Genomic DNA, 18,079 nt, shown 5'->3' with positions numbered 1-18,079 from the left:
AAGCGTACCGGTATTACGGAAGGGGGGATAAAAAGTCTCGTGGGGGAGTCCACGCTCAAACGGCCGAGACGGCGCAGGAGAAAATCATAAGCATAGTCGATGACAGACTCACGTATGGACTTCGCGCTCACTGCGGAGCAGAAGCAAATCAAGGACATGGTCTCGGAGTTCGTCGACGAGGAGGTCAAACCTCGCGCGGCGGAGATAGACGAGACCGACGAGTTCCCCGCCGACCTCGTGCGCGAGATGGGCCAACTCGGCTTGATGGGCATGCCCTTCCCCGAGGAGTACGGCGGTGCCGGCCTCGACTATCACTCCTACGCCATCGGTCTCGAAGAGATTTCCCGCGGCTCCGGCGGCCTCGGCACCATCGTCGCCGCCCACACGAGCCTCGCCGGCAACATGCTCTACGAGTTCGGGAACGAGGACCAGAAGCAGACCTACCTGACGCCGGTCAACGAGGGCACCGACATCGGCGCGTTCGCGCTCTCCGAACCCGGCGCGGGCAGCGACGTGCCGGCCATGGAGACCACGGCGGTCAAGGACGGCGACGAGTACGTCGTCGACGGCGGCAAGCTCTGGATTTCGAACGGCTCGGTCGCGGACACCGTCGTCGTCTTCGCCAAGACCGACCCCGACGCGGGCAACAAGGGCATCTCGTCGTTCGTCGTCCGCCCCGAGGAGGACGACGGCTTCGTCGTCGAGGGCACGGAGCACAAACTCGGCGACAAGGGCTGTCCGACCGCCGAACTCCGCTTCGACGACATGCGCATCCCCGAGGACCGGCTCCTCGGCGACGAGGGCGACGGCTTCGTGCAGGCGCTGAAGACGCTCAACGGCGGCCGCATCACCATCGCGGCGCGCTCTATCGGTATCGCCCGCGCCGCCCTCGACGACGCCGTGAAGTACGCCGGCGAGCGCGAGCAGTTCGACCAGCCCATCGGCGACTTCCAGGCCATCAAGCACAAACTGGCCGACATGGACACGAAGGTCCAGGCCGCGAAGCTCCTCATGCATAAGGCCGCGGACCTGAAGATGCGCGACGAGACGTTCATCAAGGAGGCCGCGCAAGCGAAGCTCTACGCCAGCGAAATCAGCCGCGAGGTGGCGAACGAGGGCATCCAGATTCACGGCGGCTACGGCTACACCAAGGACTTCGCCGCCGAGCGCTACTACCGCGACGCGAAGCTCAACGAGATTTACGAGGGGACGAGCGAGATTCTCCGCAACACCATCGGCGACTGGCTCCAGAAGTAGCCGTCAGTCGACGACCGATTCGTCCGCGTCGGCTGTGTCGGCCACCCGGCGCGCTCCGTTTTCGACCCGCTCCGCGAGCCACGCGTGGTACGATTCGACCCGGTCTGCGCCCGCGTCGGTGAGGCCGTACACGTCGTAGATTCCCTCGGTTCGCCGTTCGAGGTGGTCCCCCTCGACGAGCGCGTCGAGCGTCCCGTAGAACGCTTGGGGGTCGATTCGGAGGTCGTAGTAGCGTTCCAGTCGGGTCTTCAGCTTCTGTCCGCGGAGTTCGCCCGCCTCGTAGAGGATGGCACAAAGGTCGCGCCGGCGGCCGCTCTGAAACCACATAGCTCACCCCTCGGCGGAGACACACACGTCACTTTCGTTCCGCCGGCCCGCCGCGACGACTCTCCCACCGGAACCGGTAGTTTAGACAGTCCCTACTCCCTAGCGCCTCGCATGACCGACGCAACCAAAGAAGCGAACGGCGTCACCGCGCGGTACTACGTCACCGACTCCGAGCGCGTCCTCGAATTCGACCGCGACGGTCGAACCGCCGCCGTGGCCCAGAACATCGACGGCTACGCCATGCTGAAAGTCCGCCCGACCGCCGACGGCGACGAACTCGAACGCTACTACGGCTTCGACATGGCCTTGGACCACGCCGCGGAGCTCCTCGGCGTCTCGCCGCACGACCTGCCGGTCCCGGACGACGCGGCCGACATGGGGATGTGACTCTAGCGCGCGGCTCTCGCCGCGCCGATTAGCCCCAGTAGAAGCGCGGCCCCAAAAACAGGTAGCCGAGCGCCAAGAACAGCAAGCCGAACGAAAAGCCCTGCCCGAGCGTCCCCGAGCAGACGATGGCGAGGCCCTGCACCACGCCCATGACGAGCGCGTCCTGCGCGTGGAGGTCCGGGTAGGTCACGTCCGAGAGCATGAGCGCGGCCATAACCGCCGAGAGGACGACGAGTAACATCGGCTCGACGAAGCCGACGAGGACGCCCGCCGACAGAATCGTCGCGGCGAGCGTCGTCGGCACGCCGACCGTCTCGTCGGAGCCGCTGTCGTAGGCGGTGTAGAGCGCCAGTCTGACGACCGCGGCCGCGACGAACAGCGCGGCGACGGCGACGCCGGCGACGACCCGAATCCGGTCGAAGCCCCACATCTCGCGGACGACGGTGACGACGAGCAGGGCGGGGGCGACGCCGAAGGAGGCCACGTCAGCGAGGGAATCGAGGTACGGCCCCGCGTCGGTTCCCCCGTAGCGCCGGGCGACCACGCCGTCGAGGCCGTCGGCCATCGCGGCGAGCAGGATGGCCTTGGCCGCGAGGCGCACGTCGACCGCGGTCAGCACCGCCGCGACGAATCCGAGCGCCGCGTTCCCGGCGGTGACCACGTCGGCGGGCCCCAACCGACCGACGAATCGGGGTCTCATACCGATGCGATTGCGTACCTTCCCTTTCCCTCTTACGTTCCGTCCGTCGGTGGGCGCCCCCGCGAACCGACCTCGAACCGGCGGCGTTCCGGCCGGTCACGGTCGATTCGGCGGTTCGGCGAGCGAACCATGCGACATTTATCGGTCGCGTCCCGAGAGGCGACTATGCGAGACCACGGGTCCTCGGACGACGGTCGGACGCGGCGTCAGTTCCTCGCGGCGGCCGGAGCGGCCGCGACGACCGGCCTCGCGGGCTGTGCGACCTTGATGGCTTCGGGCGACGACTTCGACATCGGAATGACCGCGGTCGCGTTCGACCCGCCGACGCTGACCGTCGAGGTCGGCGACGAGGTCGTCTGGCGGAACACGAGTTCGCGCGGCCACACCGTTACCGCCTACGAGGGCACGCTTCCCGAGGACGCCGCGTTCTTCGCCAGCGGGGACTACGAGACCGAGCAGGCCGCCCGCGACGCCTACTCTAACTCGCTCGGCGGGCTCATCGGGAGCGGCGAGACCTACACGTACACCTTCGACGTGCCCGGCGAGTACGAGTACCTCTGTATCCCCCACGAGCAAGCCGGCATGGTCGGCACCATCGTCGCCGAGGAGTAAACTCGGCGCGTACCGTCGCGCCCGGGATCCAACGGCCGAGAGCGGCGTGGCTCTCGCTCCGCGCGCTATCGCGAAAAAGTCGAAATTCGAAGTCGGGCCGTCGGCGAGACGGGCTTACGCTTCGGTCTCTTCGTCGACGTCGACTGCGACGTCGTCCTCGTCGACGCTGACGGCGGCTTCCTCTTCGGCCTCGACCTCTTCGGGGCGGGCTTCGAGGGAGAACTTCTTGACCTCGACGCGGCGCAGGGGGTAGATGACCTTCGCGTCGCCGTAGATGGCCGACGAGAGGCGACCTTCGACGACGCTCTCGGTGAGCGCGTCGTAGGTGTGGCCCGTGATGGCCTCGCGGGTGAGCTTCGTCATGATGCGACGAATCTCGTGTTCCTGGCTGCGGTCGGCCTTCTTCGTGGTGAAGGCGACGGGCTGGACCTGGACGCGGTAGTCGTCCTTGGTGATAGCCGTGACGTTGGCCTCGATTTTGGACGCGCCGCGGCGGACGAGGCTACGGAGGTAGTCTCGGGTGAGCTCCTGCTGGATGAACTCGGTGTAGGCGGCGTCGCTGCCCACGTCGGTAATCTTGAACGTGAGCTTGACGTTGTTCGCGCCCTGGTCGTCGTTGAGTTCGCCGAGGGTGGACTCGACGGTGCGACCGTTGATCTTCTCGGGTTCGTCCGCGAAGGTCGAACCGAGTTCCTTACGGTCGAAATTCTCGGGAGCGATGACGGTGTACCATCGCTTTCCGCGCTTCTGCTTGGAGACGGATCGTTCACTCATGGTTAGTGTCTGTGTGCGTTCGTGTGGCTTCGATGACGGTCTCGGCGACCGTCACGTTGACGACGTAGTCATCGACCGTGGCGTGCAGGCCACCGGTCGAATCGCGTTCGATTGTGGTGATGAGTTCGTCCCCCTCGACTCGGGTGCGCATCGACTCCGTGTTGTCCGGTTCGAGCGCGCCGGCGACGATGCCGGGGTCGTCGTGGGTCGTCCGCAGGGTCGAGCGCCGCGTCATCGGCGCACCTCCCTGACGGCCGCGACGACGTCGCTCGGCTCCGCCGCGGAGTCGAACGTCATCGTCGCCTCCGACGGCGACCCGGTCGCGGACGCGTCCGGCAGTTCGTCCGCGGCCGCGGCGAGGTCCTCGTCCAGTCCGGCGGGGCCGGTCGAGACGAGGGCCGCGGCACCGACGCCGACCGCGAGAACGGTCGGCTCGGGCGAGCGGAAGTCGCGGGCGAGCCTCGCCACCGTGGCGAGTCGCCCCGGCGACGACAGGTCACAGGAGAGCGCGTAGAGGCTCTCGTAGCGTCCCGTCGTCGCCTCGCGAAGCGCGCCGTGGGTCGCCTGCGCGTGGTCGCGCCACGCGTCGAGCGCCGCGTCTCGAACGCCGTGTCCGAGCGCCAGCGCGACGGCGGTTCCGGGCGACTCCCGGACGGTCGCGTCGAGCACGTCGGCGAAGCCGCCGACGGTTTCGAACGGCCCGTTCGGGGTCGCCTCCGAGCGCAAGACGCGCTCGACGGCGGTCGCCGCTCGGGCGGTCGCCTCGCCGGTCGTCGCGTCGATGGCGACGAGGGAGGCGACGCGTCTGCGGGCGTCCGCGTCGAGTTCGGCCGGGAGCGACAGTTCGGCGAGCGTCGCCTGCGCGCGCTCCCTGTCGGCCGAAAACGACGCGTGAACGAACGTCGAGTGCGCCAGCCCGTCTGCGAGGTCGCCCGTCGGGACGGCCACGCCGGGTCCGGCTTCGACGCCCGCGTCGGCCGCGGCGTCCGCGAGGTCGTCGTCCGGGGCTACGCCGGCGGTGTGGAAGCCGGCCAGCGCGACCGCCGGGTCGGGGTCGACCCCGAGTTCGCGGACGATAGAGACGGCGTCGGTCGGGTCGAGTTCGAGGTCCGCATCGGCGTTTGACAGGCCCACGACTGCCACAACGTCGTCGTTTGCGACAGTGTCCGGGGCGTCGGTCGCGCGGATGCGGAAGGGGACGTCGAGTGTCCTGAGCGCCCGGCCGATGACACCGGCGGCCGCGACGGCGGCACCGCTCGCGCTGACGCGGAGGCGAACGAACGTCGCCTCGCGGAGCGTCGCGGCGGCGTCGGCGGCGGGTGTCTGTTCGGCGGGGCTCACGGACATTCAGTTATTCTTCGAGGAGTTCGACAGCGACGTCGTAGCTGTAGGTGAAGTCGTCGTCGAGCTTGTCGCCGCGGTAGTACGAGACGAGGCGACGAATCTTCGATTCCGTGTTCTGCAGGGCGCGACGGTTGGACTTGTCCTGCTGGTTCTCCTCCATGTGCTCGCGGAGACGGACGGCGCGCTCCATGAGGTTACGGAGGTCCTCGGGGAGGTCGCCTGCGGCGTCGTTCTCCTCGAGGATGGTGGTGACCTTCTTGCCCGTGGCGAGCTTGACGTCCGGGACGGGAACGCCCTTGACGCCTTCGTCGCGCAGGGACAGGCCGATCTGGCTCGGGTCCTTGCCCTGTTCTGCAAGTTCGACGACGCGGGCTTCGATGTCAGCCGCGTCGACGTCGCTCCACTCCGGTGCTTCGTCTGCCACCGGCTTGTCCGAGCTGGACGAGCCACGGCGGCGGGTGTGCATTCGTGCCATTGTTGCGGGTTGGAACCGCACTGACCGCAGAAACGAGTACCCCGCAGTCGTCTCACCGACTGCTGGGGCACTACCGCAATCCCAAGCCCGAACCGGGCGAGTCAGATTTGCGGCCGTGCTGGATTCCCATCGGGTTGTCCACGCGCGCCGGGTTAAACCGTTTCGACTCGGATTCGACTCGGCCTCAACTCGCCTCGGTCGGAATCGAAGGGCTTCTAAACGGGCGACGGCTATCGGAGGATGCGGGCTCGTAGATCAGGGGTAGATCACTCCCTTGGCATGGGAGAGGCCCCGGGTTCAAATCCCGGCGAGTCCATCAACTTCTGTCGATACCACCGGCGAGCGCAGCGAGCCGCGTGTATCGACTGTATTGATGTCTGTTCGAGACGGGATTTGAGCAGCGAGCAACGCGGAGCGTTGCGAGTGAGTTCAAATCCCGGCGAGTCCACTCACTTCCTTTCGGTCACTTCGTTCCGTCAGTCGTTCGTGGACTCGCACTCGAACAACTGGTGGATTCCGGGTCAGCTGTTTGCCCCGCTACGGGTGTCCCACAAGTCCGGCAATCGGTATCCGAGCTACCGCGGCTGAAAAGAGCCGATGCGGCGCGCCAGCGCCTCCCGCGGCTCACGCCTCGTCTTCGAACACGCTCATGTCCTTCGCCGCGAGGTCGGTCACGTGCTTGACGATTTCGGGGTCGACCTGCGCGATGTCGTCCCCGTCGTGGACCTGTTCGTTGTGTCGCTCGATGGCGTCCGCGACCTCGGAGAGCGAAACGCGCGTGGTCGTGTCGCAGGCCTCGCACACGACCGGGACTTCGGGAGCGTCGTCGTCAGTCATACCGAATCGTTCCGTCAGCGACGGAAAAAACGAGTCGGTTCGTTGCCGGGAGCGGAGAAACGTTCGGAACGCGTCTCGGCCGTTCCAACAAGCCAATACGGGATAACGCCGACAGCGGTTACACGATGCAATACGGAGCCGGCGAGTATGAACTCGTTTTCAGGCGGTTGACGGGGACCAGCACAATCGAGGGGGAGGGGCGAACCTACCTAGAGAAGGATTGGGCGACGGACACGGCGTCGTACCCGGGGTCGTTCGAATCGCCGGAAACGTACGAGTATTGCTACGAGGGCGATGCAGTCAACGCCGAGGATTTGGTTTCGACCTACCTCACCGAGTGTCTCGGCGGCCTCGTCATCAATATCGACAGCACGCGGAATCATCCCGTCCTCGACGGCGAACAATTCGTAGAGTCGGCGTGGGAGACCGACAATCTGGACGAACACGGTCGATTTTCACGTGTCAGATTCGCGGACGCGATTGAACGGGGCCTCCGCGAAATCGCCGGACCGATGCGGACCGACACGTCTGAAACGGTTCTCACCGAAATATTCGACCGAACCGAACCCCTCGAGCGCTTGCGTGAGGCACTCGGGTTCTCCGGCGCACCAGACCTCGTTGGTATCGACCAACAGCTGTTCGGCGGCCCGGTTCTCGTGGAAGTCAAAGCACACACAGACCAGTTTCAGGACACCCAAGAGCATTGGATGGGGACGTTCCGAAACCTGTTCACGGATGTGTACGTTTGTGAAGTTCGGCCCGCGTAGGCAAGGCCCCGACGGAATGCGATCTGTGTCCGCACCCCACAGCAGTCGAACGATTCGAAGCCCTTATTTATTCGACCGGGGAATGAATGATTGCGTTTGAGGGCTCGTAGATCAGGGGTAGATCACTCCCTTGGCATGGGAGAGGCCCCGGGTTCAAATCCCGGCGAGTCCATTTCTGAACGGAGTGAAGAAATGGCGAGCAGAGCGCTCGCTGCAGCGAGCGCGTGGATTTGAAGCCCTGGAAGTCGCGCGCAGCGAACCGTGTGAGCGAGCACGTCTTCCTTCGGGTTCAAATCCCGGCGAGCCCATCAACTTCTGTCGATACCACCGGCGAGCGTAGCGAGCGGCGTGTATCGACTGTATTGATGTCTGTTCGAGACGGGATTTGAGCAGCGAGCAACGCGGAGCGTTGCGAGTGAGTTCAAATCCCGGTGAGTCCACTCACTTCCTTTCGGTCACTTCGTTCCCTTCAGTCGTTCGTGGACTCGCCGACGTCCCACTCGCTCCGTCTGCGGGCGACCCGCGAGTCGCCCGCATGTCATGCGAGACGGCAGTGCCGTCTCGTTCTGCTCGCGGGACTCCCGGTGAGTCCGGCAATTGAACCGGGTGATGAACCAATCGGGACTCGCCTGTGGGTGCTCTATCGGTCAATACACGCTATCTACCCGACGAGCGCCGCGAGCCCACCATCACCCGTCGCCGCGAGGGCGATTCCCGCGATGAGCAGGAGGACGCAGCTGAGCGTCAGGCCGATTGCGATGCCGATTCGCCTGGCGTTTCGGTAGTATATCTTCGTCGTCTCCTCGGGGAGTTCGTCGTCGTCGCCGCCCTCCAGGACCTCCTCGATGGCGCTGGAACTCGCTCCCGAGGTGCGACACGAATGATACGCCAAGAGGGTGAACCCCGTGGATAGCACCCACGCGAGTCCGCCGAACCCGACGCCGAAGTTCACCAACGCGGAGACGTCCGTCACGACGTCCGCTTGGAGGAGCACCGTGACGCCCGTCCCGAAGACGCTCGCGATGAGGACGTTCAGTTTCGTTATCTCGATGGCGTCGCCCGCGAACGCCTCGACCGTGCTCGCGTGGTTTCTCGCTTTCGCCCGCTCGCGGAAGTCGCGCTGGAGGCTCGACGCGATTCTGTCGCCGAGTTCGCCCATGTCGAACCGCCGGTGGCAGTTCGGACACAGCGTGACGAGGTTCTCGGGGGTGTCGGCATCGTTGGAGTTCTCGAAATCCCGCGCCGGGCGCTGATGGGCGACCTCCAAGATATTCGAGCCCTCGTCGTACTCGCGCCCGCAGTTCTGACACGTGTAGTCGTCGCGGCGAAATATCCGCTCGCGGTCGATGGTTCTCCGCCTTCGCGTCGTCCGCCCGGTCGTCGTCTCGGCGTCCTCCGACATCGGTCACTCGTCTGTCTGTCTCGTATCCCGGTGAAATTCGTTTTCCTTGACACGGAACCGGTCGACGCGGCGCAGGTCAGCCCCAGCGAACGGTTCCACTTACCAGACTGTCAGGTACCCCGCGAGGTTTTCACCCCGCGTCGCCTTCAGTCAGGTAATGAGCGGTCGTCCCCGTGTTCCACTGGTCTATCGCGTCGTCAGAGACCGGACGGCGCAGACCTCGCCGATTGCGGTCGTTCTCCTGTTGGCGATTACGGTCGCCGGAACGACCGCCGTCGTCGCGCTCGGCGGGGTCGCCCTCGAGGAGACGAAACAGGAGTCCCAACTGACGCGCGCCGAGCACTCGATGACGCTGTTCGACTCGCGGGTCGCCATCTCCGCGCTCGGCGAGGGAGAGACGCAGTTCGTCGACCTCGGCGGGACCGGCGGCGGCACCTACGTCGTCGACGACGACACCGGCTGGATACGCGTCACGCACGAGAACTACACGGACGCCGGCGACGACCAAGAGCTCTACAACGAGTCGCTCGGGAGCGTCGAGTACCGCGACGGCGACGCCCGAATCGCCTACGAAGGAGGCGGCGTCTGGCGCACGCAGGACGGCGGGACGACGATGGTCTCGCCGCCGGAGTTCCACTACCGCGGCGCGACGCTGACGCTTCCGGTCGTTCGGGTCGCCGGCGACGGGTCCGCGTCGGGCGACGTGTCCGCGAGGGTCTCGGCGACCGAGCGCGCTCGGCGCGTCTACCCCAACGACACCGCGAGCTACGACACGATACCGGCCACCTTCGACAACCCCGTCAGCAACGGGACGGTCGTCGTGACGGTCCACAGCGACCACTACCGCGGTTGGGCCTCGTTCTTCGAGTCGCGGAGTGAGGGCACCGTGACGGTCGACGACACCAATCAGACCGCGAGCGTGGAACTGGAGACGCTCGGGCTCGTCGGCGAGTTCCAGATGCCGAACGAGGGCACGTCGGTCGACGTGCGCGGGATGGCCGCGAACCACAACGTCTCGGCGTTCTCGCTCACGCTCTCGAACGACCAGCACCTCCAGAACATGGAGTGGGGGATGTACTACGACGGCGACCAGAAGGACCTCGAACTCCACGTGCAGGCGGACGACAAGTGCAAGAGCGGGAGTTACGACGGCACGTTCGACCTGACGCTCTACTACGCCACCGAGGACGGCAGGTACCACGGTTGGCAGGCGACCGACCTCGACCCGGACACGAGCGACGCGGTGAGCATCGACTGCACGGCCAGCACCCCCGAACTCACCGTCGACTTCACGAGTTCGGAGACGATGACCTACGGCGACATCCAGTCGGACAAGGGCTTCGGCAACCAGAACAAGTGGCAGTTCGCCCCCGAAATCGTCGACGGCGAGGCCTACGACAGCGTCACCTTCGACGAGCACGACGCCGACGGCGGCCAGACGTTCTCGAAGGCCGACGGCGACACCGCTCGGATGGACTTCGTCGTCAACCACTACTTCTCGCTGGCCGCGCCGCAGTTCGAACTGACCGTCACGGACGGTCCGGGCAACAGCCAGAGCGTCGACGAGGCAGGCTCGCGCGGCGAACTCGTCTACGACCAGGCCGAGGGCGGCCAGTTCATCACCTTCCTGCACGTCACCGAAAACGAGGTCGAAGTCGACGTCGAGTGAGCGACCGGAGCCGGCCGTGGCGGCGTCCTATCCTCAGTCGGCGAACGTCATATCGACCGACGTCGAGACGACGTAGACGCGGTCGGCCCCGTTCACGTAACACGAGACGCTCGGATAGCCGTCGGGCGTCGCGGCCGGGACGACCGGGTCGCAGGTCACGTCGGGACGGCTCGATAGCTCCGCGCGCCAGAGCGCCGCACGCGGGGAGCGAACGGTTAGATTCACGTCGTACTGCCCGTCGGTCCGCGCGGCCAACACGTCGCTCGCGGCCTTGTCGGCTCGGATGAGGAACGTCCCCGACCCGCCGACCGAGGTCGTCGCCTCCTCGTCGGGGCGCGTCACGAACGCCGGAATCAACACCCGCTCTTCGGTGAGCACGAACGACGGTCGCCGGACGAACGTCCCGCTGTCGCCGCGGGTCCTGAGGAGCGCGTCGAACGCGTAGACCACTCGTTCGTCGCTTGAATCGGCCGCGTAGACGACCGGCGAGACGTCGTAGGTGTTCGTGAAGTTGACCGACGGGTCCGACGTCAACTCCCCGGAGACGACGAACTCGACGGGGCGGTCGAGTGTCAGGCGGGCGTCCTGGAGCTTCACCTCCGTGGCCCGACTCGGCGCGCCGCGGTCGGCGATGTCCTCCATGTTGTCGCCGAGGATGTCGAGCGCGCGCTCGGCGTTGTTGACGCGCTCCACGTCGCGGGCGTCTTGGAGACCGGTCATCCCGACGGCGGACACGAGACCGACCATCGAGAGGACGATGGCGAAGACGAAGACGAACCCGAGGGTGTCGCTCACCGCGCGGTCGCTCACGAGCTCACCTCCAGCCCCGACGACGGGTCGTAGGTGATGGTCACGTCGCCGCCGTCGACCCGGCTCGCGGTCAGCGAGGTCTCGGTCGAGACGGGGACGCGAACCGTCACTTCGGGGTCGGTCGAAGTGAGCACGAGTTCGTTCGGCGACCCCGACACCACCTCGATGGAGTAGGTCGTGCCGGTGACCCTCGGGGGCAGTCGAACCGTCGCCTCGACCCGCGACTCGCCCGGCGCGGCCCCGATTCGGTCGACCGATTCGACGCCGGCCGCGAGCCGGTTTCCGACCACGTCGAGTTCCGTCTCGGTGACCCGCTCGCGCTCGTCGGAGACGAAGCCGCCGGCGGCGACCAACAGCCCCGAGATGAGAACGACCGTGATGGAGAGCGTGAGGACGTAGCCGAGCGCCGTCGAGACGCCGCGGTCGGTCGAACGGGAGCGGGAGCGGGCGCGGGCGCGGCTCCCGCGCCGAACGCGGTCCCCGCGTCCGTCCGGAGCCGTCGGCGGCGTCACGCAATCTCACCCGGCGCGACCCGAAGCTCTCGGTAGACGTACGTCTCGCCGGTCTCGTAGACGTACGAGACGGTGACGGCGTACAGCGCCTGCTCTGCGACCGGCGACGACCCGCTCTCGGCGGACGCGTACTTCGCCGCGTCGAACACCGTCGCGTTCGTCTCGTTCACGTACAGTTCGTAGCTCCCCTCGGCCTGCACGGCGTTCCGGTACGAGACCGCGACCGTGCCGTCGAGGTCGGTGTGGACCGCGTCGAGCGGGTCGCAGGCGGTCCCGTTGAGTCGGCCGTCGGCAACGTCAATCGTGACGTAATCGCCCGCGTCGGCCGCCACGCTACAGGTCGCCCGCGTCCCGCCGGCGTCCTCGACGGTCACGAAGGCCCGCGTCGAATTCCGGTAGACCTCCGTCTCGACGACGTTCGTCCCGTCGTCGACGACGAGTTCGAACGCCGACCCGCTACTCGTCGCGAGCGAGTCGCGCGAGACGTTGAACCGAACGCCGCGGACGCCGACGTCGCTCGCGAGCGTCCAGTCGGTCGACTCGCTCCCGTCCGTGAAGTTCCGCGCCGCGTCGGTCTGCGAGATTCGGGTGCCCTCGACGTGGTCGACGCGCGAGGCGTTCGTCGCGGCTCCCCTGACCGCGGCGAGCGTCGCGGCCGCGTCGCTCCAGTTGCCGAACGTCTCGTCGAACGAGCCGGCGAGTTCGGCGTACGTTCCGCCCTCGCGGTTGGTCTCGTCGAGGAGGACTCCCGCGCCGGCTTCGACCGTGCGGCCGTGGCTCACCGCCCCGTCGAGGCTCGTATCGGTCGTCCGCGTGGCGAGGTTCTCCGTGTAAATCGCGGTGTTGAGCGTCAGCGCGAGACCGACGAGGAGGACCGCGATTGCGAGCGCGGCGACGAGCATCAGTTGGCCGCGGTCGTCGCCGGTGAAGCGCGCGGCTCCCGTCGCCTCGTCGCTCGCGCGCTCGAAGGAGTCGGTCACATCCGCCATACGACCACCTCCACTTCGACGACGCCGTAGAGCGGCCCCGCGCTCCCGTCTTGGATGAAATACGTCTCGTCGCTCGCGGCGGCGACCGATTCGAGCGTCTTGGTCGTCTCGACCGCGCGCGGCTCGCCGCCCGGCGACGTTCCCGGCTCGGTCAGCGCGTCGTCGTCCGCGAGCGTCACGACCCGAGTCCGCGAGACGGCGTGGTCGCTCGGTTCACCCATGAACACGAGTCGGCTCGTCCGGCGGACCTCTCGGTCGCGGAGGTAGTGCACGTAGACGTTGAACGCGATGCCGCGGTCCAAGAAGGACTCGTCGAGCATCGCCCCGAAGGCGGTCGGCGGGCCGCCGTCGACGTAGTAGCCGCGCGCGTCGATGCCGTAGAAGCTCCCGTTTTCGGGGTGCGTGAACAGCACCGTCCGCTTCAGCGCGCCGGTCTCGGCGGCCGCCGTCAGGACGCCGTCGGCGACGGCGGCCTGCTGGTTCTCGATGTGCTGGCTCGACGTACTCGCGGTCAGGGGCGTCACCGCGGTCACCTGCAGCGCGAACGTGACGCTGGCGAGGAGCACCATCGCGGCGACGATGGCTTCGAGCGCGTGGGCCTGTGCGCGAGACACGGTCACCACACCCTCACCGATAGCTCGTGGAGTTCGCCGTCGAGGAGGACGGCCCGCCGGGCGGCGACGACGCTCCGGGTTGTCGAGACCGGCTCGCCGGTCGTCTCGACGACGGTCCCACCCCGCGAGAGCGTGACGTTGAGGCCGTAGGACGCGTCGATTCCGGTCGCGGCGTTGGGGTCGGCGCTCCCGTAGTCGCAGTCGCCGGGCGGCGGGTCCCCGTCGAAGAACGCCTCGGTGCAGACCGCGTCGAGCACGTCCGGATTCTCGTCGTCGACGAGCAGGCGCTGGGTGAGCGAGTCGGCGGCGCGGTTCGCGACGAGCGGGCGGTCCTGTTCGGCCTCGAAGGGGTCGAGAATCTGCGGGATGGTGCCGACGACCCACGCGACCGCAAGGAGGAAGATGCCGACGCCGACGGCGAAGTCGATGGTCGTCTGGGCGCGGGCGCTCCGGCCGCTCGTCTCGCGTCGGTCGTCCGGCGGGCCGCGTCGCCGCATCAGCCGACCACCATCCACACCGCGAGCGAGAGCGTCTGGAGGATGACGACGAACTTGACCCCCGAGAGGAGGTCCGCGTTGCGGATGTAGCCGCTGATGAACCCCGAGAGCATCGCCTGGATGGTGACGCCGTGGAAGAACAGAAGCGACAGCAGGTCGGGGTCGATGCCGCCGCCGAAGCTCGGGCCACCGGTCGTCGCGCCGCCGGAACTCGACGCCTGCGAGGAGAGGCCGGCCATCACGTCGAGGAACTGCGTCTTCAGGATGGCCATCACCGCCAGCAGCGTCACGTAGGTCATGAGGATGATTGCGACCTGCATCCGGGTCCGCGAGATGCGCTCGCGCTCGATGTCGTCTTGGTTCTCGGAGGCCTGCGCGGCCGTCGTCAGGACCTCGGTTATCTGGCTCGACGCCTCCTGGGCCTTCGTGATGAGCTTGACCGTCCGGGCGAGCCGCGGGATGTGGTACTTGTTGTTGAACTCGACGAGCGCCTCCTTGAGGCTCATCCCGTAGTGGACCTTCGCGTACATCACCTCGAACTCGTCGGCGAGCTTCCCCGAGGAGGTGTCCGAGACGGTCTTGATGGACTCGAGGAGCGTCTGGCCGGTGTCGTTCGCGCTCGACAGTTTTCGGAGGTTGTCGGAGAGCTTCCCGGTGATGGCCGCCCGCGAGTGGACGTTCCACTCGTGGAAGACGGCGAGCGGCACCGCGACGAGGTAGACCGGGACGTAGAACCAGATGAACGTCCCCCAGACGGGGTTGGAAACCATCCCGTCCCACGTCGTCGGGGCGGCACCTTCGACGACGGAGACGGCGAGGAGCGAGAGCGCCGCGGGCACCGTCAGCGCGAGGGTGAAAAGCGGATGCCGCTTGAAGAACAGATGCGGGCGGCGCAGGAGTTCTTTCGTCTTGAACGTCCCCTCGCGGGATTTGATGCGCGAAAAGAGGCTGAACTCGCCGACGTAGCTCTCGACGAGCCCCATGTGGACGAGCCCCTCGCGCTGTTGGCCCTGCAGGCGGTCGCTCTCGTCTTCGGGGCTGAGGAAGCCGTCGCCGATTTCGTCCTGCTTGACCGTCGAGACGAGGACGAGGAAGCCGACGCCGGTCAGCGGGATGAGCCCGTAGACGGTCGCGTACAGCAGCCTCGACTGGGCCTCCCCGAGCATGCTCATGATGACGAGGATGATGATGAGAAGCAGCGGAAACAGCGAGAGCGTCATGTACATCTCGCCGAATAGTTCCATCGTCTCCAGCGTCTGTTCTTGCTGTTGTTTCGCGGTCCGGAGGTGTTTGTCCTTCTTGTCGTCGAGGAAGCCCTGCATGTTGCCGCCGGAGTTGACGATAGAGAGCATGTCCGTCAGGAACTGCGAGAGGTCGTCCGAGGGGGTCAAAATCGCCTGCTGGCGGATGGCGTTTCGGTAGTCGGTGCCGAAGTACTCCGTCTCCTGGACGATGCTCTGGAACTCCCGGGAGACCTCGCCGTAGGTGTCTTCGGCGCGCGCCATCGCCTCCAGAATCTCCAGTTGGTTCAGCCCGCCCACCGAAAGGGCGTACATGAACGAGATGGAGTCCGACAGGAGCATGTTTATCTCGCGCTTGCGGGCGGACGCGGTCGAGTACGGAATCGCAACGAGCGTCCCGAACCCGCCTGCGAAGCCGAGCGACCCGAAGAAGAGCCCCGAGAGGACGACGGCCGCGGGCATCGCGAGCGACCGGAGCGTGGCCGCCGTGGACTCGCTTCCGACCGGAATGCCGAGGCTCAGCGAGTCCGCCGAGACGAGGCCGAGCGCGAAGACGCCGTAGCCGACGACCATCCCGACGAGCCACAGCGCGAGGCCGACGAGCACGCCGACCGCGAGCGCCCGCGAGAGGTAGAGTTCGACGGTGTCGGGCATCCGCGCCTGCTGCAGCTTTTCTTCGATGTCGGCGACGAACTCGCCGTCCTCGTCGAAGATGAGCTGAAACAGCGGGTAGAAGGCGTCGCCGAGGGTGTCGGTGCTGCGGTCGAGACCGCCCGAGGTCTTCGAATCGAGGTTGCTCATCTACTCGCCCTCTCCGGAGTCGGCCCCGCGAGCGCCCGCGTCGTCGGCCTCGTCGCCCTCGTGTGGGTCGTCGGCCTCGGCGGCCTCGAACCCGCCCCACGTCTCGTCGGCCGCGTCTTGGTCGTCGGCCGCGTCGTCGGCGTCGGCCTCATCGTCGGGGGCGGCCCTGTCGGGTTCGCCTCGCCCCGCCGTGCCGTCCGAAGCCGCGGCCGAGTCCGACTCGTCGTCGATACCGAACGCGCCGAAGAAGTCGTCGAGGTCCGGGTCGTCGCCGTCGGAGTCGGGGAAGGAGGGCGCGTCGTCGAAGCCGAACGCCCCGCTGGTGTCGCCGAAGCCGGTCGGCTCGTCGCCCTCGCGGTCCGCGTCCGCCTCGTCGCGCCCCGCCTCCAGCGCCGGCGTCTCGTCCTCGCCGTCGAGCGAGGACGGCCCGTCGTCGCCTTCGATTTCGGGGGTTTCGTCGCCGGCGTCCAGTTCGTCGCGGTCGTCTCCCTCGTCGAGTTCGGGGTCTCGGGTCGACGCGTCGAGCGAGTCGAGTTCGCCGCGCTCGCCGGGCGTCGCCTCCACGTCCGGCTCGTCGCGCATGTGGTTGAGCGCCTCCGCGACCTCGCCCACGTCGCGGTCGCGGTAGTCGGGGAACAGTTCGTCTTCGGCCCGGCGGAGGATTTCCTTCGCCAGCTTTCGGACGTGTTCCGGCGGGTCGGGTCGCGGGACCATCGCCTCGCTCTCGGGGTCGATGTTGATGTGGACCGACTCCATCTCCCGGAGGTCTTCGAGGCTCCGTTCGAGGTCGTCGGTCGCCATCAGCCCGAGGATGGTGTCCTGGTCGTTGATGAACGCCTGGAACGTCGCCGCGACCTGCGTGTAGGTGTTGAGCCCGCGGTCGATGAGGTACGCGAGGATGACCTGTCGCTTGAAAATCTCCAGTTCGAGCGTCTCCTGATTCCAGCCGCGGTCGAACTTGATCTCTTCGAGCGTGTTCGACGAACCCATCTGGAGGAACTCGTCGGTCTCGGCCTGCCACTGGTAGACGTCTTGGACGTTTATCTCGTCGTTCTCGGGGTCGTAGTGGTTGATCTCGGTGAGCGACTTGTTCCGGCGCACCTTGTTGCCGCCGACCCGCGTCGAGGTCTGGATGGACACGAGGTCGAGGGCGGTGAACATCGTCTTCGAGACGTTGATGGGCGCGGTCGTAAACCGCTTGAGCACCTCGCCGACCGAGTCGGCGTGGAACGTCGTGTAGGTGGTGTGACCCGTGGACATGACCTGAAACAGCGTCCGACCCTCCTCGCCGCGGATCTCGCCCATGACGATGTAGTCCGGGCGCTGGCGGAGCGCGGCTTCGAGCAGGTCGAACTCGTCCACGTCGCCCTTGTCGTCGTCCGCGAACGACGGCCGGGTGACGGAGGCGATCCAGTTACGCTGGGGCAGTTCGACCTCGCGGGTGTCCTCGATGGAGACGATTTTCGTGTTCGACGGGATGAAAAGCGAGACGGCGTTGAGCGAGGTGGTCTTTCCCGACGCCGTGCCGCCCGCGAAGATGAGGCTCTTGTCGTTCTCGATACAGAGCCAGAGGAACGCCATCTCCTCCAGCGAGAACGTCGACCAGTTGATGAGGTCGATGGGCGTGAAGGGGACGTCCTTGAACTGGCGGATGGTGTAGTTCGTCCCGTGGTCCGACACCTCGCGACCGAGGGTGAGTTGCGCGCGCGACCCGTCGGGGAGCGTCGCGTCCACCTGCGGGCGGCGCTTCGAGATGCCCTTCCCGGAGCGCTGGGCGAGTTTCACGACGAAGTCGTCGAGTTCGCCCTCGCCGTGGTAGACGTTCGAGATGATCTGCTCGTAGTCGGAGTGGTAGACGAACACCGGCGAGTTGTAGCCGTCGCAGGAGATGTCCTCGACGTTGATGTCGTGTTTGATGCCGTCGATGCGCTCGTAGCCGATGAAGTCGCGGCGGAGGTAGTACTGGAGTTTTCGCACCTGGTAGTCGTTCAGGTCGTCGGCGTCGTCGGCGAGGACCGCCGGTTCGGGTCGGGCCTGTCTCTTATACACATCTCTGAGCGGGCT

The 18,079-nt window shown here is 66.7% G+C and carries 20 protein-coding genes and 2 tRNA genes; 7 read left to right on the top strand and 15 right to left on the bottom strand.

The genetic code is table 11. From position 1 onward, the window contains the following. The first annotated feature begins 114 nt into the window (after window positions 1-114). Complete coding sequence (locus C454_RS16710) at window positions 115-1,257, top strand: acyl-CoA dehydrogenase (protein WP_004977450.1); 1,143 nt, start codon at window positions 115-117, stop codon at window positions 1,255-1,257. Between the two features lie 3 nt (window positions 1,258-1,260). Here C454_RS16710 and C454_RS16705 read toward each other — a convergent pair whose 3' ends face one another. After that, on the bottom strand, window positions 1,261-1,584 hold the full coding sequence (locus tag C454_RS16705) for a hypothetical protein (RefSeq protein ID WP_004977448.1): 324 nt from the start codon (window positions 1,582-1,584) through the stop codon (window positions 1,261-1,263). A gap of 111 nt (window positions 1,585-1,695) precedes the next feature. Between C454_RS16705 and C454_RS16700 the strand changes: the two genes are divergently transcribed. After that, on the top strand, window positions 1,696-1,971 hold the full coding sequence (locus C454_RS16700; protein ID WP_004977446.1) for a DUF7111 family protein: 276 nt from the start codon (window positions 1,696-1,698) through the stop codon (window positions 1,969-1,971). Between the two features lie 28 nt (window positions 1,972-1,999). On the opposite strand, the gene C454_RS16695 is transcribed toward C454_RS16700, so the two are convergent. Continuing rightward, complete coding sequence (locus C454_RS16695; RefSeq protein WP_008092815.1) at window positions 2,000-2,671, bottom strand: protein sorting system archaetidylserine synthase; 672 nt, start codon at window positions 2,669-2,671, stop codon at window positions 2,000-2,002. A gap of 165 nt (window positions 2,672-2,836) precedes the next feature. Here C454_RS16695 and C454_RS16690 point away from each other — a divergent pair, with 165 nt between their 5' ends. Continuing rightward, window positions 2,837-3,283, top strand: coding sequence for a cupredoxin domain-containing protein (locus C454_RS16690; RefSeq protein ID WP_004977444.1), 447 nt, complete (start codon window positions 2,837-2,839; stop codon window positions 3,281-3,283). A 114-nt stretch (window positions 3,284-3,397) separates the two neighbouring features. On the opposite strand, the gene C454_RS16685 is transcribed toward C454_RS16690, so the two are convergent. From C454_RS16685 to C454_RS16670, 4 genes are read right to left on the bottom strand one after another with little or no spacing between them, the layout of a single operon-like run. Further along, window positions 3,398-4,057 (bottom strand): 30S ribosomal protein S3ae, encoded by a 660-nt coding sequence (locus C454_RS16685; protein WP_004977443.1) that lies wholly within the window; start codon window positions 4,055-4,057, stop codon window positions 3,398-3,400. After that, the gene (locus C454_RS16680; protein ID WP_004977441.1) at window positions 4,050-4,292 is read right to left on the bottom strand and encodes a KEOPS complex subunit Pcc1; all 243 of its coding nucleotides are present in this window, start codon (window positions 4,290-4,292) and stop codon (window positions 4,050-4,052) included. The genes C454_RS16685 and C454_RS16680 overlap by 8 nt, the downstream gene beginning before the upstream one ends. After that, complete coding sequence (locus C454_RS16675) at window positions 4,289-5,404, bottom strand: hypothetical protein (RefSeq protein ID WP_004977440.1); 1,116 nt, start codon at window positions 5,402-5,404, stop codon at window positions 4,289-4,291. Before C454_RS16675 ends, C454_RS16680 begins: the two co-directional genes overlap by 4 nt. Window positions 5,405-5,408: 4 nt before the next feature. Then, complete coding sequence (locus tag C454_RS16670) at window positions 5,409-5,876, bottom strand: 30S ribosomal protein S15 (protein WP_004977438.1); 468 nt, start codon at window positions 5,874-5,876, stop codon at window positions 5,409-5,411. Window positions 5,877-6,120: 244 nt separating this feature from the next. Here C454_RS16670 and C454_RS16665 point away from each other — a divergent pair. After that, window positions 6,121-6,192: transfer RNA gene (locus C454_RS16665), tRNA-Ala, on the top strand. A 308-nt stretch (window positions 6,193-6,500) separates the two neighbouring features. Here C454_RS16665 and C454_RS16660 read toward each other — a convergent pair. Beyond that, the gene (locus tag C454_RS16660) at window positions 6,501-6,713 is read right to left on the bottom strand and encodes a hypothetical protein (RefSeq protein WP_004977436.1); all 213 of its coding nucleotides are present in this window, start codon (window positions 6,711-6,713) and stop codon (window positions 6,501-6,503) included. Between the two features lie 125 nt (window positions 6,714-6,838). Here C454_RS16660 and C454_RS16655 point away from each other — a divergent pair, with 125 nt between their 5' ends. Both C454_RS16655 and C454_RS16650 read left to right on the top strand, forming a co-directional pair. Next, entirely contained in the window at window positions 6,839-7,480 is a 642-nt protein-coding gene (locus tag C454_RS16655) for a VRR-NUC domain-containing protein (protein WP_004977434.1), read from the top strand. A 100-nt stretch (window positions 7,481-7,580) separates the two neighbouring features. After that, window positions 7,581-7,652: transfer RNA gene (locus C454_RS16650), tRNA-Ala, on the top strand. A gap of 489 nt (window positions 7,653-8,141) precedes the next feature. On the opposite strand, the gene C454_RS16645 is transcribed toward C454_RS16650, so the two are convergent. After that, on the bottom strand, window positions 8,142-8,882 hold the full coding sequence (locus C454_RS16645; protein ID WP_004977433.1) for an HNH endonuclease: 741 nt from the start codon (window positions 8,880-8,882) through the stop codon (window positions 8,142-8,144). 157 nt (window positions 8,883-9,039) lie between these two features. On the opposite strand from C454_RS16645, the gene C454_RS16640 reads away from it, so the two are divergent. Then, a complete protein-coding gene (locus tag C454_RS16640; RefSeq protein ID WP_004977431.1) occupies window positions 9,040-10,551 on the top strand; it encodes a DUF7289 family protein in 1,512 nt (503 codons plus the stop codon). A 33-nt stretch (window positions 10,552-10,584) separates the two neighbouring features. Here C454_RS16640 and C454_RS16635 read toward each other — a convergent pair whose 3' ends face one another. From C454_RS16635 to C454_RS16605, 7 genes are all read right to left on the bottom strand, one after another. Continuing rightward, on the bottom strand, window positions 10,585-11,361 hold the full coding sequence (locus C454_RS16635; protein ID WP_004977430.1) for a DUF7289 family protein: 777 nt from the start codon (window positions 11,359-11,361) through the stop codon (window positions 10,585-10,587). After that, window positions 11,358-11,873, bottom strand: coding sequence for a DUF7266 family protein (locus C454_RS16630; protein WP_004977429.1), 516 nt, complete (start codon window positions 11,871-11,873; stop codon window positions 11,358-11,360). The genes C454_RS16635 and C454_RS16630 overlap by 4 nt, the downstream gene beginning before the upstream one ends. After that, on the bottom strand, window positions 11,870-12,862 hold the full coding sequence (locus tag C454_RS16625) for a DUF7261 family protein (protein WP_004977428.1): 993 nt from the start codon (window positions 12,860-12,862) through the stop codon (window positions 11,870-11,872). Before C454_RS16625 ends, C454_RS16630 begins: the two co-directional genes overlap by 4 nt. Further along, window positions 12,850-13,485, bottom strand: coding sequence for a DUF7288 family protein (locus C454_RS16620; RefSeq protein ID WP_004977427.1), 636 nt, complete (start codon window positions 13,483-13,485; stop codon window positions 12,850-12,852). The genes C454_RS16625 and C454_RS16620 overlap by 13 nt, the downstream gene beginning before the upstream one ends. Next, window positions 13,479-13,973: a DUF7287 family protein gene (locus tag C454_RS16615; protein ID WP_004977426.1), complete on the bottom strand. Its 495-nt coding sequence runs from the start codon at window positions 13,971-13,973 to the stop codon at window positions 13,479-13,481. Before C454_RS16615 ends, C454_RS16620 begins: the two co-directional genes overlap by 7 nt. Continuing rightward, window positions 13,973-16,015 (bottom strand): type II secretion system F family protein, encoded by a 2,043-nt coding sequence (locus C454_RS16610; RefSeq protein WP_004977425.1) that lies wholly within the window; start codon window positions 16,013-16,015, stop codon window positions 13,973-13,975. The genes C454_RS16615 and C454_RS16610 overlap by 1 nt, the downstream gene beginning before the upstream one ends. Further along, window positions 16,016-18,079, bottom strand: a 2,064-nt coding sequence (locus C454_RS16605) for an ATPase, T2SS/T4P/T4SS family (RefSeq protein ID WP_160163087.1), incomplete at its 5' end; no start/stop codon positions are given.

Source organism: Haloferax gibbonsii ATCC 33959 (genome assembly GCF_000336775.1).
Taxonomy (GTDB): Archaea; Halobacteriota; Halobacteria; order Halobacteriales; family Haloferacaceae; genus Haloferax; species Haloferax gibbonsii.
Note: the sequence above shows the minus strand (reverse complement) of the source record. Positions and strands in the feature narration are given on the sequence as shown.